The organism is Cupriavidus sp. SW-Y-13 (genome assembly GCF_009793345.1).
In the GTDB taxonomy this organism is placed as follows: domain Bacteria; phylum Pseudomonadota; class Gammaproteobacteria; order Burkholderiales; family Burkholderiaceae; genus Cupriavidus.
The window spans coordinates 145,895-161,911 of record NZ_WHLX01000005.1; the positions used below are offsets into that span (position 1 = coordinate 145,895).

At 59.5% G+C, this 16,017-nt stretch carries 11 protein-coding genes and 5 pseudogenes; 8 read left to right on the forward strand and 8 right to left on the reverse strand.

Annotated elements, in window-relative coordinates; translation table 11 throughout:
• Positions 1-192: 192 nt before the first annotated feature.
• The gene (locus tag GA566_RS32325) at positions 193-1,614 is read right to left on the reverse strand and encodes a PLP-dependent aminotransferase family protein (RefSeq protein WP_080711353.1); all 1,422 of its coding nucleotides are present in this window, start codon (positions 1,612-1,614) and stop codon (positions 193-195) included.
• A 154-nt stretch (positions 1,615-1,768) separates the two neighbouring features.
• Between GA566_RS32325 and GA566_RS32330 the strand changes: the two genes are divergently transcribed.
• Positions 1,769-2,215, forward strand: a complete 447-nt coding sequence (locus GA566_RS32330) for a carboxymuconolactone decarboxylase family protein (RefSeq protein WP_029306687.1) — start codon at positions 1,769-1,771, stop codon at positions 2,213-2,215.
• An 811-nt stretch (positions 2,216-3,026) separates the two neighbouring features.
• Here the strand turns inward: GA566_RS32330 and GA566_RS32335 are convergent.
• A complete protein-coding gene (locus GA566_RS32335) occupies positions 3,027-3,518 on the reverse strand; it encodes a hypothetical protein (RefSeq protein WP_137928051.1) in 492 nt (163 codons plus the stop codon).
• Positions 3,519-3,783: 265 nt separating this feature from the next.
• On the opposite strand from GA566_RS32335, the pseudogene GA566_RS32340 reads away from it, so the two are divergent.
• The 5 genes and pseudogenes from GA566_RS32340 to GA566_RS32360 form a co-directional block, all read left to right on the forward strand.
• Positions 3,784-6,004, forward strand: a pseudogene (locus GA566_RS32340) (Tn3 family transposase); the annotation flags it as partial.
• Positions 6,005-6,169: 165 nt separating this feature from the next.
• Positions 6,170-7,339 (forward strand): tyrosine-type recombinase/integrase, encoded by a 1,170-nt coding sequence (locus GA566_RS32345; protein WP_137928052.1) that lies wholly within the window; start codon positions 6,170-6,172, stop codon positions 7,337-7,339.
• Positions 7,340-7,494: 155 nt separating this feature from the next.
• A complete protein-coding gene (locus tag GA566_RS32350) occupies positions 7,495-9,399 on the forward strand; it encodes a tyrosine-type recombinase/integrase (protein WP_137928053.1) in 1,905 nt (634 codons plus the stop codon).
• A 53-nt stretch (positions 9,400-9,452) separates the two neighbouring features.
• Positions 9,453-10,046, forward strand: a pseudogene (locus GA566_RS32355) (Tn3 family transposase); the annotation flags it as partial.
• A gap of 419 nt (positions 10,047-10,465) precedes the next feature.
• On the forward strand, positions 10,466-11,413 hold the full coding sequence (locus tag GA566_RS32360) for an NAD(P)/FAD-dependent oxidoreductase (RefSeq protein ID WP_237381001.1): 948 nt from the start codon (positions 10,466-10,468) through the stop codon (positions 11,411-11,413).
• Between the two features lie 287 nt (positions 11,414-11,700).
• Here GA566_RS32360 and GA566_RS32365 read toward each other — a convergent pair.
• The 5 genes and pseudogenes from GA566_RS32365 to GA566_RS32380 form a co-directional block, all read right to left on the reverse strand.
• Positions 11,701-11,793: pseudogene (locus GA566_RS32365) on the reverse strand (transposase); the annotation flags it as partial.
• Between the two features lie 33 nt (positions 11,794-11,826).
• Positions 11,827-12,035: pseudogene (locus GA566_RS33130) on the reverse strand (hypothetical protein).
• Between the two features lie 15 nt (positions 12,036-12,050).
• Positions 12,051-12,527 (reverse strand): annotated as a pseudogene (locus GA566_RS33135) (ATP-binding protein); the annotation flags it as partial.
• Between the two features lie 195 nt (positions 12,528-12,722).
• A complete protein-coding gene (locus GA566_RS32375) occupies positions 12,723-13,124 on the reverse strand; it encodes a hypothetical protein (protein ID WP_137928054.1) in 402 nt (133 codons plus the stop codon).
• 1,034 nt (positions 13,125-14,158) lie between these two features.
• The gene (locus tag GA566_RS32380; RefSeq protein WP_137928055.1) at positions 14,159-14,440 is read right to left on the reverse strand and encodes a hypothetical protein; all 282 of its coding nucleotides are present in this window, start codon (positions 14,438-14,440) and stop codon (positions 14,159-14,161) included.
• On the opposite strand from GA566_RS32380, the gene GA566_RS32385 reads away from it, so the two are divergent.
• Positions 14,439-14,627 (forward strand): hypothetical protein, encoded by a 189-nt coding sequence (locus GA566_RS32385; protein WP_137928056.1) that lies wholly within the window; start codon positions 14,439-14,441, stop codon positions 14,625-14,627. The two genes, GA566_RS32380 and GA566_RS32385, sit on opposite strands and share 2 nt — an antisense overlap.
• 549 nt (positions 14,628-15,176) lie before the next feature.
• Positions 15,177-15,461: a periplasmic Cu(I)/Cu(II)-binding protein CopK gene (gene copK / locus GA566_RS32390; RefSeq protein WP_029307141.1), complete on the forward strand. Its 285-nt coding sequence runs from the start codon at positions 15,177-15,179 to the stop codon at positions 15,459-15,461.
• A 24-nt stretch (positions 15,462-15,485) separates the two neighbouring features.
• Here the strand turns inward: copK and GA566_RS32395 are convergent, their stop codons facing one another.
• Positions 15,486-15,902 (reverse strand): copper resistance protein CopN, encoded by a 417-nt coding sequence (locus GA566_RS32395; protein WP_237381003.1) that lies wholly within the window; start codon positions 15,900-15,902, stop codon positions 15,486-15,488.
• Between the last annotated feature and the right edge of the window lie 115 nt (positions 15,903-16,017).

The following is a 16,017-nucleotide window of genomic DNA, read 5'->3' on the forward strand; positions in this document are numbered from 1 at the left end:
GACAAAAAAGGATTTACTCGACCATCTATCGATGGCGGCAAGTCCCGCACATAGCTCGCTGAACTGGCAGGTGTTGACCACTAAGCCGTCGTTCGGCGCTCGATCCTGGATTGACCGTTTGTGGCCGGACTCGGTCATAGGCTCAAAACTCACACGCCAACACGTCTCAATCCGCGGCTCACGACTGTGGATTCAGCGCATTGATGCAACGATTATCGCAAGCGTTTCGCACGCGGCATCGAGGTTGTCGAGGCGCAGGTTCGTCGTGCTGAGTAGCAGGCCTTGTTGCGCGTGACTGCGGCGAAGGTACCAGGCGGAGAGAGCAGAAGGCGCGAGGCCGCGCGAGCGGGCAATGTCGACCACAGCGGTGTCGTTGGCGGTCGTTGGAAGCGGTGCGATCAGGCCAAGGCCCGCAGTCAGCGTGCCAGGCAGAAACGCGTTGAGACAGTCCAGCGCAAGACTGCGGCGCCTGGCATAGAGCGCCTTCATCCGGCGCAGGTGCCGCAGAAAGTGCCCATCCTCCAGAAACTCCGTGACTGCCAACTGTGTGGTCCGATTCGGAGCCGGCGCCAATACGGCAGCGACCTCGACCAAACGCTCTGCCACCGAGTGTGGCGCGACGATGAAACCGAGACCCAGCGCCGGGCTGATCGTCTTGCTAAACGCGCCGATGTGAATCACGCGCTCCGCGCCTTTACCTGCCGCAAGGGCCGGCGCCGCGCGGCCTTCGAGCTGTAGCTCTCCCAGATAGTCATCTTCGATGATCCAGGCATTCTTTGTCGTCGCCCAGTCGAGCAAGGCGTGTCTTCGTGCTGGCGACATTGTCACGCCAAGCGGTGCGTGCTGGCCCGGTGAAACCAGCGCCAGCAGGGCGTCTGGCGCGCTGGCGATGCCATCTTCCACGCGCAGTCCCTCGGCATCCACGGGGACGGGTTCAACTTCGGCTCCCATCAGTTCCAGCGCGCGCCTTCCCAGCGGGTAACCTGGCTCCTCTATCCATGCCTTGCGTCCGTGCGCGTGCAGTGCCGTCAGCGCAAGCATCAAGCCCTGCCGGTATCCGCTGGTGACGATGATCTGATCGGGATGGCAATGCACGTGCCGGCTGACGGCCAGATAGCTGGCAATCTGGACGCGTAGCTCGGGCTCGCCGCGCGGGTCGGCGTAGGTCGTGAAAGCGATGGCATCGTTGCGTACGGCGCGCGTGCGCATGCGGGCCCAGAGTTTGGCGGGAAACGCGTCATCGGCGGGTACACCCATCTGGAATGGCAGCGGAGCGCTCGAATATGGGCGTGTGAACCCTGCCAACGGCCCGTCGAGTGGCGGTTCCTCGTCTGCTCGCCCGGCCAGCAACCCAGCGCATACTCGGGTGCCTGCAGAGCCAGCGCCGAGCACCAGGTTCTCGGCAATCAACCGATCGTAGACCACGCGGATGGTGCCGCGCGCGACGCCAAGCTGGGTCGCGAGATCCCGGCCAGACGGCAAACGCTGTCCGGGTGCCAGCCGGCCGTCGACGATTGCCAGTCGCAGGCTTGCATGGATCTGGTCGACGATGGGCACGGCTTTGGCACGGTCCAGTTGAATGGAAAACGCTGCGGGCGTATTCGGATCAGTCATCTTGGATCAGTCGTTTCGGTAGTTTTTGGGCCTGTTCCTTCAATGCCCGGCGGAGTAACGTGATGTTTTATGACATGTTCCGCGCCCGACGTCGATATACGGACCGTGCGCCCCGACTGCCCTTTACGTACCTCAATGACAGGAAAGGACCGAGATGACCCGCTTAAACTGGCAAGAGATCGCACCTGACGGTGCGAAGGCTCTGTTTGGTATCCACCACTATGTAACCAAGAAAACGAATCTGCCGGAGGAACTTGTCCACCTTGTGTTCCTTCGCGTTTCGCAGATCAACGGCTGTGCCCACTGCATCGACATGCACAGTCGCGACCTTCGGAAAACCATGTCGATCGACAAGATCACATTGGTACCGGTCTGGGACGAGGTGCACCATCTATTCTCCGACCGGGAACGCGCCGCGCTGGCCTGGGCGGAGGAAGTGACCCGGGTCAGCGAAACGCATGCCTCAGATGAAGCGTATGCCGCTGCCTCGGCTGCGTTCACGCCCAAGGACCTCGTCGACCTCACGATCACAATCGCCGCAATGAATGCGTTTAACCGACTCGGTGCGCCGTTTCGCCTTCCTGTTGCCGCCGCGTCGTGATTCTTCCACAGGCTAATGGGGACTGATGGCTCAGGGGCCGACCGGAGTTTTCTTAGACCCTACGGACGAATTGCGCGCAATCGAGCCGGGTTTTTCGAGGGGCGTCTATTGGCCGGTCTCGGGCGCACGGTATGTCGCACTTGCAGTGCGCTTAGTTGTCGATACGGGCGCGAATCGCCGCAGGATTCTTCGGCTCCCTGTAGCCACCGCTGCCGTGGTATGTCTCTGCACAAAGCCAAAAAGCCTCGTTGCAATGCAGGCAACGGAAATGGTACTCGACGTAGTCATCCCATGCTGCGCCTTTTGAGAGATCAATAAACGGGACGGACACACATGGAGTAGAAGGAATTACCTCTATTAATGTTTGATCCGTGAGGTTCTCCGCTGCGATCTGTATGGCCTTGCGCAGTTCGCTAGGGGATCGGACTGCATAGCGGACACAGACATCCGTACACCGTTCACATGTCATGGGAGAGTTCGTCGAGAATTCGTTATTTCGAGCGCGATCTGATCGTATCGGCCGCATCGACGTTGATTGTCGACGATCTGCAGGGGCGTGCGATGGTCCGCTTCTGGCCGATCTCTGCCCGTGGCCGGAGCCAGGGGGCACCGCTGGCCTTCCGGCCCCAGCATCTTGGTGACAAATTCAGTTCGCGACCAGCAAACGCTTGCCCAGCAAGGGATGGCGCGTAACTGACCGAAATTGCCAGGCGAGTTGACAGATTTACTGGCGCAACGGTGACAAATTTGGTACGGTCTACGACAGCGGCCCGGTCATGTTCTCTCCCGGCAAGTGATGGACGTGGCCACGTCAGACGACGGTTACAGGCACCGTGTTGCCGCTGATGGAGAGCATATCGTGACGCGTCACGAATTCCGCGACAGCAACGTCGGCAGCCCAATACGCTTCGTGAAGATACGGTGGCCATTGCAAGTGGCTGCTGAATCCGCCGTGGTCCTCCTGCCGGGCGAATTTGTCGTGCCAAGCTGTACCGCCGGAAAAGACCCAGCCCGATATAGCTGTGCCTGGGAATTGATCGTGCGTTATGTCAATCAGAATTCCGGAGACGAGGACCCACGCATGAGACTGGTTTTCTCGGAGGTTGGGATGCTCCCAACCACATATATAGGTTCCGGAGTGCCCCAAGTACTTCTCAATGAGCAAGCCGAGAATTGTGGTCGCATCCCCGCAGGCGCCCGCAGGAAAGTACCGTAGCTCCAGCGATGGTTGTGCTTTTGCAAAGAGTTCCAGCCCGCGTCGGCAGGCGACTGTTACTCGTTCGATTTCGGCAAGATTGAGCACGTTCTGTATTAGCGATGGGACCAAGGGCAAAGACGAGGATAGGGGGCCTCTTGATTTCCATGCAATTTACCGGGGCAGCCACATCTAGCACCCACGCGGGTTTCCGGGAGGTACCCGGACAAAATCCCCCAACAATCAACGACTTGCTGTCTGCCGTTTTTCGAACACGCCAAGTTGCTTGATGCAGCACTTTTGTGCCCAGTACGTTGCGCCGCCATTGCATTGCCGCTAACCTCCGCAGTCCGTCTCACGCTTGGAGAGCGCGATGGATTACTGGCGGTTGGCCTATCTGGGAATGCGGCAGATGCCGCGCGAGCTCAGCGAGTTCGAACTTGCCACGTTCTTCTCCTACTCTCCGAAGGAACGGGCGCTAATAGAGGCTCGCCGCAGTCACCTGTACCGTCTTGCCGTCGCTGTCCACATCGGCTTCATCCGCATGACGGGCCGCACGCTGGATGCCTCCAGGCACGTGCCCAGATTTCTCTGGGCTCATGTCGGTGCACAGATCGGGGTACCACCACCGGACATGGGCACGCTGACTGCCCTCTATGACGGGCGCACCGATACCCTGGTGGACCACCAGATGCTCGCATACCAGGCCCTCGGGTTCAGCCCGATCGTCGAGCACCAGCGCCGTTACGTGACTCGCTGGCTTAAGGAGCGACTGGCCGGTCAGCCCAGTCGTATCGAGTTGCTGCATGAACTGAAGCGCTGGCTGTACGAGCACCGCATCCTGATTCCCCATGACCGCGCCCTGAAGCGTCTGATCGGTCAAGCCGTGACGGCCTCCGAGGTAGCACTGACCGAGGCGCTAGTACTTGCCTACGGTGAAGCCTCCCTGGACGCGTGGGGCACATTACTGGCGCGACCGGAAGGCAACCGCCCGAGCCTGCAGCAATGGCTCTGGGCCGTGCCGTTACGGACTTCGACCCATCAAATGGGTGAACTGTTCGACAAGATCAATCGTCTGTACAAGCTGGGGATTCACCACGGCTGGCCAGCGGCGTGCAACGAGGCCGTAGTGCGTCACTATGCCAGACGCTGTGCCAATCGTCCGGCATCAGTCAGCAAGCGCATCGCGCAGCAATCGCGTCGATTGGAGACGGCCTGTTTTCTCCGCTATGCCCTGTGCTCGGCAACGGACCAACTGGCGTCCATGTTGCGGCACTGGATCCGGAAGTCCATCAATGATGCGGGGCGCCTGATCGATGCCGGTCAGGCCGACCCCAGCACGAGGATGCGCGAGTTCGCGACCGCCGTCAAAGCGCTGGCTGAAGATTCCGCCTTGACGCGCGAGGCGCTTTGCCAGCAGTTGGCCGCCCTGGCCGACGCCGCGCTTACCCAGCATCGGCTCAGCCGCGCCAAACTGATCCGTGCCCAGCTATTGTCCAGGCATCGGCCGGCCCGTGCCTTGCTCGCCAGACTAGTGCTGTTGCCTTTCACGTCGCAATCGGCACACCCGGTGACCGAGGCGCTCGCGATGTTGCAGACGCTTTACGCCCGTAACGCTGACTGGCTGCCGGAGCGCTCCGGGATCCAGCTAGGCCGCGCCTGGCAGGCAGCCGCTGGAAGGGCATGACCGCCAGCGGCCACTTGCTGCCTTTGAATGGGGCACCCTTTTGGGCTTGCGGGTGGCGCTGCGCAATGGGTCAGTTTTTCTCGAGCACAGCTTTGCCTTCCGTAGCCAGGCGACGCTCCTGATCGCGAACGACGAATGGCTGGCCAAGCGCAATCACTTTTATGGTCACTTGAAGCTGCCACAGGACGTCAATGCCTTTCTGGGGCCCGTGATCGCACACCTGGACACAGGCCTAGCCCGCCTGCGGGATGCCGCCGTGCGCGGCGAGATCAAGATCGACGAGGCGATCCACATTGACCCGTTGGTGGCAAAGGCCCCGATCGCTTCGGTGGAGGCCCTGCGGCGCGCCTTGTTCGAGCGGCACCCCGGCGGACAGTTGCCCGAGATCCTGTTGGAAATCGACAGCAGCACGCACTTCAGTTGGCTTCTGCTTGGCCGGGAACCCTATGCGCGCACGGAATTGCTGCTGGTCTACGCGGCAGTGCTGGCGCACGGCACGTCGATGTCGGCAGCGGATCTGGCGCGCATGGTGCCGGAGTTGTCGCCCAGCGCGATCCGGCAGATGATGCATCGCATTGCGGACGAGCGAAAGCTGAGGCAAGCTGCTGACGCCGTATTGACCTTCATGCATCAGCATTCGATCGCCGTGCACTGGGGGCGCGCCGATCTGGCGTCGTCGGACATGATGTCACTGGAAACAACACGTACGGTGTGGCGTGCGCGGGCCGATCCGCATCGCCGCACGCCGTCGATCGGCATGTACACACACGTTGGTGATCGTTGGGGGATCTTCTATGACCAGCCGATCCTGCTCAACGAACGGCAGGCCGGCGTGGCAATCGAGGGTGTGATCCGACAAGGCGGCGCCGAAGAAGTAGCGCAACTGGCCGTCGATACGCATGGTTTTATTGTTACGTGGACATTGTCATCTTTCCGCCATAGGTAAGGCCTATAGATAAGGACAGATACGTCGCCTGCCAGCCAGGCGGCACTGCCGACCGATAAACGGCGAACCGGGAGACCCCTGCGTTTATGCGCCGGGAGCTAATCGGCGCTTCGAAAGGAGTCTGCCATGGCCGTTCGCAACACCCTTTTTCCAAATGGGCAAAGAAGCGTCTTGCTGCTGGATGACGCTGGCGAACCTGTTCAGGTCGTCAATGACTACCTGCGACACCTTGCGGCACGAAACTGTTCGCCAAACACGCTGATTGCCTATGCCCACGATCTGCAACACCTGTGGCGCTTCCTCACGCAACAGCGACTGGAGTGGCAAGAGTTCAGGGTGTGGCATACCGTCGAACTTCTTGGTTATCTGAGATCGGTCCGGATTCCATTGTCGCCTCGCCGGCGTTCGATCGCCGAGGCGCTGACGATCGACGGAAGGGCAATGGCGCAACTGGCCCCGGCCACTGTCAACCGGATACTTGCAGCCGTCTCGTCGTTCTATGATTTTGCAATTCTCTCGGCCCAACTGGACAGCGCTAACCCGCTTGAGAAGACGCTTGATCACCAACAGCAGCGCGTAACCAGTAGGCATCGACCTTTCATGGACGGCGCGAGCCGCCAAAGGCCGTTGCGCAGGCGGGTGTCCGTAAAGACCGTGGATCGATTGCCTCGTCCGATGTCCGATGAACAGATCGACGCGCTCTTCGCGGAGCTTCATTGCCAGCGTGACCGGGCGATTCTGCGATTGATGCTGGATGGTGGGTTACGGCCAGGAGAAGCATTGGGCCTGCATTTGGAAGACGTCCGGTACGGCCAGCGTCGCATCATGGTGCGATATCGCAACGATCATCCGAAGGGCGTACGGGCTAAGTCACGCTTCGAACGCGTCGTTGATCTGCACGATCCCACCACGCTGGAAATCGTGAACATGTACGTCATGACCGAAAGGCCGAACGACGGGGACAGTCCCTTCGTATTTCTCGTCGGTGGCGCCGGGAGGCGTCGGCTCGAACCACCCGGCTATCCTGCCTTGTTCAAGCTGTTCATCAGGGCTTGTGAGCGAGCCAAAATTCGGGAACCATGGGTAACGCCGCACAGCCTGCGACACACCCATGCCACGCGTATGTGGGAGGCGGGTATGCGTGAGCTGACGCTCCAGAAGCGGCTCGGCCATGCATCCCCAGAGTCGACGCGCATCTACACCCGTATCTCCGATCGACAGGTCGTCGCCGATTATCGACAAGCGCTGGGTCTTGATCATGTCGAACCGATGAGCGGCGTTCCGCTGACCACCTGAACGATCTAGGATCGATGCCGCGACCGACAAACGTTGCAGCGAAACCGCTCGATACACCACATCGAGTTGGTTCGTATTGCTCCGAGTCTGAATATGCAGAGTTTGCCAATGCGCTGCCCGGGTCTCCCACCCGATCCCGCCGCAGGCTTAATGACATGCGCCGCTTCGTACGTCGCTGGCCGGACCTTCGAAGCTGGTTTGCGGAGCCCCTTGCCGTCCGTGTCGGCAGTGTGCCTGCGAGAAATCAATATGGGCTTGATGCCGAAATTTCCCACACTGGACGGCCGTTTCTTCTGTTCCTGGGGCTTCGCGGTTTCGTGCAGTTCGACTATCCATGGCTCTTCGCCAGCAGCCCGCTGTTCGTTCCGGAGACAGCGCGAGAAATGGGGCTGGATCTAGGTATCGACGCCCTCTGGCGTGATGCCCAGCGCCTTGGCTTTGGCAAGTTCGGTATCGACGCAACGTTGCGCTGGACTGTGAGTCGGGTGATATTGCATACCGGATGCCTCGACGTATCGATGCTCAGCGGAGCCCATGTGGATGAACTACGCGCAGGCGTGGCGGCGTTCCTTGCCAGCCGCGACCTTCACGAGTTCTATCCGAGCGCCTCAAGCAACTTCGAGGCTTGCCGAAAGAGCTGGACGCTGCGTGTGAATCAGCTTGAGTTGCTGCTGTTCCATCGAGGGCAACTGGATGCACAGCCGAAGAAGTTCATGCGCAGCATCAAGGAACGAACGCCCGTTGTCCCGCGCATGCAGGCGGTGGTGGAGCGCTGGCTCGAGGCGCGTAGCGCTACTGACCGGCCGCTAAGCGTGCAGAAATTCGAGCTCGCGCTGTATCGGTTTATGGTGTGGCTGAACAATGAACGGCCGGCGGTGAAAAGCTTTGCGCAGGTCACGCGAGACGATGTCCTGGAGTATCTGGTGGCGTTATCGGAGCAGCCGAGCCCGCGAACGGGGCAGCCCTTGGGCATACTGGCTCGACGCGGGCATGTTTCCGCGCTCTCACAATTCTTTCGCAACACTGCTGCATGGGAATGGGATGACACACCGGGGCGCCCATTGCTCGGCTCTGGAGATCTGCCGAAGATGCCGGTGCGAGTGCCTCGATTCATTCCAGCCAATGAGCTCGCGCGTCTGATGGTTGCCGTCGGTAACCTGGAGTGTCCGTATCAACGTACCGCTCTGCTCATCGCCCGATGGACCGGGGCTCGAAAGGGGGAGATTCAGCGACTGTCCGTCGATTGCCTCGATAGCTATCCCGATGGTACGGCCCGTCTGCGCTTACCAGCGGGCAAAACATATCGCGAACGCGTCGTGCCGTTGCATGAAGAAGCGGCAATTGAACTGAGGAAGTTGATCGCCCAACGAAATCAGAGGCGCGAGCGCGCACTGACCGATGAACTCACGGGAACACCGACGCGATACGTATTCATGGAGCACGGCAGACTGCTCTCGTGTGCTTACCTCTTCCAGGCATCGTTGAAACTCGCCTGCGAAGTCGCCGGCACTATCGATGAGAAGGGCCGTCGGACCATCAGCCCTCATCGCTTCCGTCACACCGTCGGTACGCAACTGGCCGAGCGGGGTGCGAAGCTGCACACGATCATGAGCATACTGGGGCATCGTAGTGCATCAATGTCGCTTGTCTATGCCCAGATCAGCGATCGTGAGGTATTACGCGACTACAAGGCTGTTCTGGAGCCCGGAGCAATCCTTGCGGGTCCCGCTGCGGCGCAGCTCCGCGGCGGGACCTTGCCGAAGTCCTCCGTAGATTGGCTAAAGTGCAACTTCTTCAAGACCGAACTGGAACTCGGTCATTGTTTGCGCTTGCCGGCCGAGGGACCTTGCGAGTGCGATATGTACTTGACGTGCGCGAAGTTCGTGACGACGCCGGCATACATGCCACGACTGAAAGAACGCCGCAAGCTCGAAATGACGCTGGCTAAGGATGCACAGGCACGCGGTTGGCCCAAGGAACGAGAGCGGCATTTGGCCATCGCCAGACGCATTGAGCAACTTCTGATCGATTTGGGGGAGTCAGGAAAGGACTCAGACTGACGCTGATCCGGTTGGGACGTCAGTCGCCTGACTGGCAAAAAACGCGACTTGTCCATATAAATACCGATTTCGCGATGAGCCAGTCCCGTCTGCTGGGTTTTGATCTGTGCCCTCGGCTTGCGCACTTGCGTGACAGGCGCCTGCACGTGCCCAGATGGCACGACGTGCCGCCCGAGTTGGCCGCTGTTACTGACGACGACATCCGACTGACCCTCATCGAGCCGGCCTGGGATGAGTTGGTCCGCATCGCGGCCTCTGTTCAGAGTGGGCAGTGCACGGCTGTCCAGGCGCTCACGCGATTCGGTGCAGCCGCGCGCGGGCAGCCTGTCTACGAGGCCGGCGTGCATCTCGGTCGGTTGTTTCGCACAATCTTCCTGATCGACTATTTCACCATACCCGCGTTCCGCCATGAGATGCAGCATGTGCTGAACCGCGGCGAAGCCGTCCATGTGGTCCAGCGGGCTATCCATCACGGCAAGATCCCTGTCGAACTGACGCGGCACGATGCGTCGCTGGCAGCCGTGTCCTCAGCCCTGACTTTGCTTGCCAATGCCCTGATGGCCTGGAACACCGTCTATCTTTAGCGCGCTGTGCAGGCAATGGAGAGCAGCGGCATGCCGTCGATCCGGCGCTGTATCCCTACTTATCGCCTTTAGGGTGGGAGCAACCTAACCGGCGACTACGTATAGCGCATTAGCCATAAATAGGCAGGAAAGTTTCGCCCCTTGAGTCGTCTAGCAGAGCAGGCATCATAGAATTCGATTTGCCCGGCACCAGATAACACCAATCTTTCCGAGGCATTACATTTCGTTATCACCCCACGTGAAGGTGGGCGGCTAGAAATAGAATATATGGATGCTGGAGAGGTCGGACCCGCGAAGGTGCTGGGCCGCGGAGCCGTGCTGGACAGCATCCAGGCGATCACATCGCGGGTTCGGCGCCCCCCCGGCTCAAATTTTGGTGGACAGGATGCCTCAAGTTCGGACCGGTGCCGACAGTTGCGCGATCTGCTGGCGAACCCGGCATCCCAGTCACACGATGCGTTACGCGCCCGCCTGCTAAGCGAATGACCATGAACCACTCGGCCGTGCAAGATTTCTTGTGGGACGTCATTATCGTCGGCGGCGGGCCTGCCGGACTCAATGCGGCCCTGGTGTTGGGTCGCTGCCGCCGGCGGGTTCTAATTTTCGATGACGGAAAGCCTCGCAATGCGGTGTCGCATGCGCTGCATGGGTTCCTAAGCCGGGATGGAGTCGACCCTGCGCAACTGCGCGCGATCGGCAGAGAGCAGCTCGCTTTATACCCGTCGGTCACTCTCGATGCAGAGCAGGTAGTGGATGCCGCGCGGACGGAAACCGGATTCACGGTGTGTACCTCGGACGGCCGCGAGTTCCGCGCGCGCAAGCTGCTGTTGTCTGCCGGTGTTGTCGACGTCCTGCCTGAGGCGCCTGGTTTCGCCGAACTTTACGGCAGGGGCGTGTTCCATTGTCCGTACTGCGATGGTTGGGAAATGCGTGACCAGCCGCTAGCCGTCTACGGGCGTGGAGACGACAAGGGCGCCGGACTGGCGCTCGAAATGAAGCTCTGGAGCCAGGATGTCGTCTTGTGCAGCGACGGCCCGAGCGACCTCACCCCCGAGTGCGGCCAACGGCTTCGACGGCATGGCATCGCACTGCGGGAGGAGAGGATCCTGCGTCTGGACATTGGCAGCCGTCTTCCGTACCGTGCATCCTTCGACATTGTATTCGACTCCGGACCGTGCCTGCACCGCGCTGGCTTGTTCTTTAACACCACCAGATGCCAGTCTACGGACCTTGCCAAGCGCCTGGGGTGCGACAGGTACGACCCCCAAGGATGCGAGGTGGAGAGCCACCAGCAGGCTACCCATGTACCGGGTCTGTACGTCGCAGGAGATGCATCACGCGACGTCCTGCAGGCGATCGTCGCGGCCAGCGAGGGGGCGCAGGCCGCGATCGGCATCAACACTGAGTTGCTCCAAGAGGATCTCGCCTGACCCATTTTTTGGCGCCGACTGCGAGGGTGTTCTGGACCGGGCCGCGCTTTGTCGTGATGTGCGCGCGCTACTTGTTCGACGCTGACCTCTGCGGCGACTTGGGCGCGCTGAAGCCAGCTTCGGATGCCGGGACATCGTGAAGGGATGAGCCGGCGGCCAGGAGCAGGATGGAGGTGCCCGAATTCCGTCCACTGTTCCCAGGAGGTCCTCCATGACACCGCTCCGCGAACGCATGCTGCACGACATGCAGATCCGCAACCTCGCTGCCAAAGGTTCAAGTACTGGTGCGGGCGTGATAGAGCGCTGGCTTGTCCGACCCAGTCGGCAAGTGTCGAGCGGCTCAACTCGACGCCATCCCGCGCGTATATCGCCGCCCTGCGTTCAACGCCTTCGATGGAACGGGGTAGCTCCCGTTAGTGCGAATCGCCTTTCATGCTCTCGGCTTCGATCGCGGCATGTAGTTCCTCAAATGCCTCGATTGGCTCCATGTCCTGATCGACGAACGCGGCCGCGCGCTCTGCGGCGGCCAGCGCGTCGTCCTGTTCAAGTAGTGACGAATTTCCGAGTTTTGCTCGGCGGTGAGTGGGAGCCCTCGAAAAGTGGGGTCCGTGTTGTGATGGATCTTGGTCAGGGCTGCCGGCAACTGCAGGCTTTGCCTGGCCGCCTGGAGCTTCTGGACGAGTTCGCTGGTTCGCGTGAACAGCACGCGGTAGCCGGCGTCGATCAGCGCATGGCCGATCGCTGACCCAAGATGGCTCTTGCCGCCACCTGGCGGACCGAAGATCAGGACGTTGGCCCCTTTGTCGAGCCAGGAGTCACCGATGGCCAGCGCCATGACGTGGGCCTTGGAGACCATCGGTACTGCATTGAAGTCGAAGCTGGCCAACGTCTTGGTCGGGTCCAGGCGAGATTCCGTGCGCTGTCGTTCGATACGACGCTTCGCTCGCTCGGCCAACTCATGCTCGAGCAAGGCACCCAGCAGCCGGGTTGCCTGCCAGCCTTCCTTGTCGGCACGCTGCGCGAACTCCGGCCAGAGGCGGCCGATGGTTGGCAGGCGCAGGTCATTGAGCATCAGGGTCAGACGCGCGGTGTCGTAGGTGATAGGCATGTTCATGCTGCTACCCCCTCACTGAGCAACGCGTCATAGCAGCTCGCCGGTGGCATCTCGACATTGACCACCGGGCAATCGGCCTGCCGGGGCGCAAACTCCTCGCGCAAGGCCTCCAGTTCAGGTAACCCACCGTTAGCGAGCAGGCCAGATTCTCAACGAATGCGACCCAGGTCTCAAATTGCATTATCGCCATGTTCGCTACCCCAGGCTGGCATGTCGGTCATTCTTAAGCCATGTTTGATCACAACAAAGGCATGCTTGGGATCCTTGCGGTTTCGGTCCAGACGTGGCGGTGCGGGATAAAGTCCTCGGTTCAACTGGTTGTCCGGCAAGCTCGCAGCGCGGTGGCAAACGGCGCCACATGGACGCATACTGGCCTGCGCCTTTAAGAATGCGCTGCGCATCATTCAGATTTGGCGGATTCAGCTTCTCGGGTTGCCGGCCAATCGCACGCGACCGCACCAATTCGAGAAACTTCTCCGTAGTCGGCCAGTGCCGTTCATCGGCGGCCACGTTATAGGCGCCAAAATATGCGATACCGAAAACCGCTGTGGCAAGAACAAGCAGCAACTCCACGATCGAACGGACGAAAGTTCTCATTGCTACTCTGCGTCAAATGCAAACCTGCTTACGTGCGTCGGGTGTGAGTGTACTGACGTAACATTCTGCCCGCCTGGAGTCGCCTTGGACGCGGTCGGGGGGCACTCAGGATTAAGCCGACGCACTCGCTAGCGTTCGATCTAGCGCTCCCTCATTGCGCGGCAATGGGGCGGCGACCGCTTCGTAGTTCGACGCGGCATTCGATTTCGCTATTGACAGTCGTGAGGATGCGACTATGACGATGCGTCCGTCAAGTGAAAACCACGCCTGATTTGACGCATAGCATCCGCCCGCAGGCGGCCGACGACCGCTGGCGGGCTCCGTTCGTCAGCCCATTCAGAGCCGACGATGCATACAGGGGCCGCGCTTGGCGTCCAGACGTAAAACGCACCCGCGCCAAGAATCGGAATCCTTCTGATACCCGAGTTTTTCGCAAGCTGGACCGTATATCAGGAGAGAAACATCCATGTCGTGCTCGGCTTGAGCCGTACGCTCGGATACCGTCGTGCATCCAACTACCATCATGATACTAATCAGAATAAAGAAACGCATTTCTTTCACCATTAACTTTAAAACTGGCACATAAAGTAAAACAATCGCCGAGTCGCTTTTAAAGAAGAAATGTCATCGAGCGAACGGCGCAGGCGACTCGCTGAATTTAATTTAGGCCGAGGTTGCTATAGCACCAAGTAGTTATTGAAATATTCCGAATAGAGACGGTAGTGGTGGATTACAAAACCATTACGGTACGGTAATTATACCGTCTGATAAACCGTTGCCGGCACACGACGCCGTTATTGATCAGCGCGCGACGCTCGCTTAGTATCATGCTGATCTCATCCGAACAGCTTTCGCATCAGCTCATGCTCCTCGCAGACTCGCGCATTAACGCGCCGTCAGAACGTCGGCAGGACGGACGGTATGCCCTGCGGTTCCGGCTGATGGCGTCGAACCGTCCCGCCTCAAGTGAAAAATGGCACCGGACGACCAGAGCCTTTGGTGCGCGATTTTCCCTTGTCAAGTCCGGTCGCGAATCACAGGAGAACGCTGCACTGCGGTCTATGCTCAATTTGTGGCAACTGCCCGCCGTCGGGAAGAAGTGCGTTGATCCATTTTCCTTCATACTGAACCTCTCCGGCAGGGCCACCCGCTATTGTTGCGCGCTCGCTGGAGAGATCCTTGCTAACACGGCGACATACGTTATTGTTGTACGGTTTCGTCAAGCAGTCGAATATCCATTTGACGGGCTTAGGTAAAGCATCGCCGACATAGTTTAAAACCAAACTCAGTGGTCGCCATAAAGTACGAACGATCATGGAACTTGTCCTCGAACCTGTCTCCGAAGTGGTGGAATTCGAACGCGTGCTATCCAACTTAGCCCGACTCGGATTCTTGGTAGCTTGGGAGTGCCTACCTGATGGCTCGTACCTCATCGAAGTCAAGGATGAACTATTGGAAGAGCTTTCTGGTTTTCCGCAATTCGTGCGGAAGCAGCGACTTTGATGGTGTTGCAGCGCGGGATTGGAGCACCCAAGTTAACCTCAATCTTTCAGGATCATTACATTTATGCTCCTATTCGGCCTGCGACCTACGTCGGGGAATAAAATGCAATCGGAAAACGCTTCGGATAGAAGATTCGATCCGCTACTTGTGATGTAAGGACGGGAATGAACTCAGGCATGCCGTTATCCATATCCGTTGGCGTGGCCCTCTGCCTTGCGCCTGGACAGATGTGGGCGATACAACTGGCATGGGTTGCCGAGACTCCTGCTGGACTCGGCATTGAAGGAATCAAGGCCGAAGGCCTCGACGGAGGGGATGAGGTCCAACTATTGGCGTTGGCGGCCAATCCCCGGCATCACTTGATGAAGCACGTTACGCCGCCGAAGGCTACGAACCTCCCGACGGACCGGTCGGAACGGCATCTGCGCCGGACAGTCAACAGGCGGGTTGCGAAGATGACAAGAAGACAAGGTCCATTGAACCCGTTGTTCCCAAAAATAGTGGACCCAATGCGCCCTAGTGCAGGACCATAACATGGAGATCTAAACGATGAAACAAAAGCTGATGGTCGGAGCCTTCATTGCTGCCGTATCGCTGACTGCGGCCGCGGTCGATATGAGCAATGTCGTAAAAACCTACGAATTGCAGGATGGTTCGAAAGTGCACGTCTTCAAGGACGGCAAGATGGGCATGGAGAACAAGTTTGGCAAGTCCATGAGCATGCCCGAAGGAAAGGTCATGGAGACCAAGGACGGCACGAAAATCATCATGAAGGGCAATGAGATTTTCAGGCTTGACGAAGCCCTCAAGAAGGGCCACAGCGAAGGGGGCTAATCTGACAAGGGCGCTTTAAGCGCCCTACTTGGCCCACTCAGGGAGCGCAGAAACAAAGATCCGCAACGGTTTCGTTGCCTGTATTCTCCATTCCTGCCGTTCCCCCGCAAGCAAATGAATCGTCACGGGCTGACTATTCGCCATCGGCGTTATGGCTTCACTCTGGGATAGCACGACAGCGATGTCGATGCTTTTGTCACCCAGGTTTCGCAAGCTGAGCGAAACCGTCTCACCGGTCCGGACGGCACGGCTCGCAGGCTGGCCGTCGAGATGGTCCACTTCCACCACCCACTCCGTCGCCGGCAATGTCTTCCCTGACGCGCCGGGCGCCAGATATGCGGCCGCCGCAGGATGCACGCCCGGCACGGGAATGATGTGTGCGTGAGCGACAAGCCCGGACAACCCCGCCAGCCCAAAAATTCCAAACTTGATTCGACGCAACGTTATCTCCTTCTCAGTAGAAAAGTTGAAACACAAACTGCGGTCACGTGCATCTGTGTCCCGGCGATAGCGGCCCGGTACGGTAACGCGCCCCGGTGGGGCCCCCCTTTGACCG

Bases quoted from the DNA above. Each gene is read 5' to 3' on its own strand.
- GA566_RS32385 (WP_137928056.1), top strand. From the start codon at position 14,439: ATGGAACTTGTCCTCGAACCTGTCTCCGAAGTGGTGGAATTCGAACGC.
- GA566_RS32375 (WP_137928054.1), bottom strand. From the start codon at position 13,124: ATGAGAACTTTCGTCCGTTCGATCGTGGAGTTGCTGCTTGTTCTTGCC.
- GA566_RS32380 (WP_137928055.1), bottom strand. From the start codon at position 14,440: ATGATCGTTCGTACTTTATGGCGACCACTGAGTTTGGTTTTAAACTAT.
- GA566_RS32330 (WP_029306687.1), top strand. From the start codon at position 1,769: ATGACCCGCTTAAACTGGCAAGAGATCGCACCTGACGGTGCGAAGGCT.
- GA566_RS32325 (WP_080711353.1), bottom strand. From the start codon at position 1,614: ATGACTGATCCGAATACGCCCGCAGCGTTTTCCATTCAACTGGACCGT.
- GA566_RS32360 (WP_237381001.1), top strand. From the start codon at position 10,466: ATGACCATGAACCACTCGGCCGTGCAAGATTTCTTGTGGGACGTCATT.
- GA566_RS32345 (WP_137928052.1), top strand. From the start codon at position 6,170: ATGGCCGTTCGCAACACCCTTTTTCCAAATGGGCAAAGAAGCGTCTTG.
- copK (WP_029307141.1), top strand. From the start codon at position 15,177: ATGAAACAAAAGCTGATGGTCGGAGCCTTCATTGCTGCCGTATCGCTG.
- GA566_RS32350 (WP_137928053.1), top strand. From the start codon at position 7,495: ATGCGCCGCTTCGTACGTCGCTGGCCGGACCTTCGAAGCTGGTTTGCG.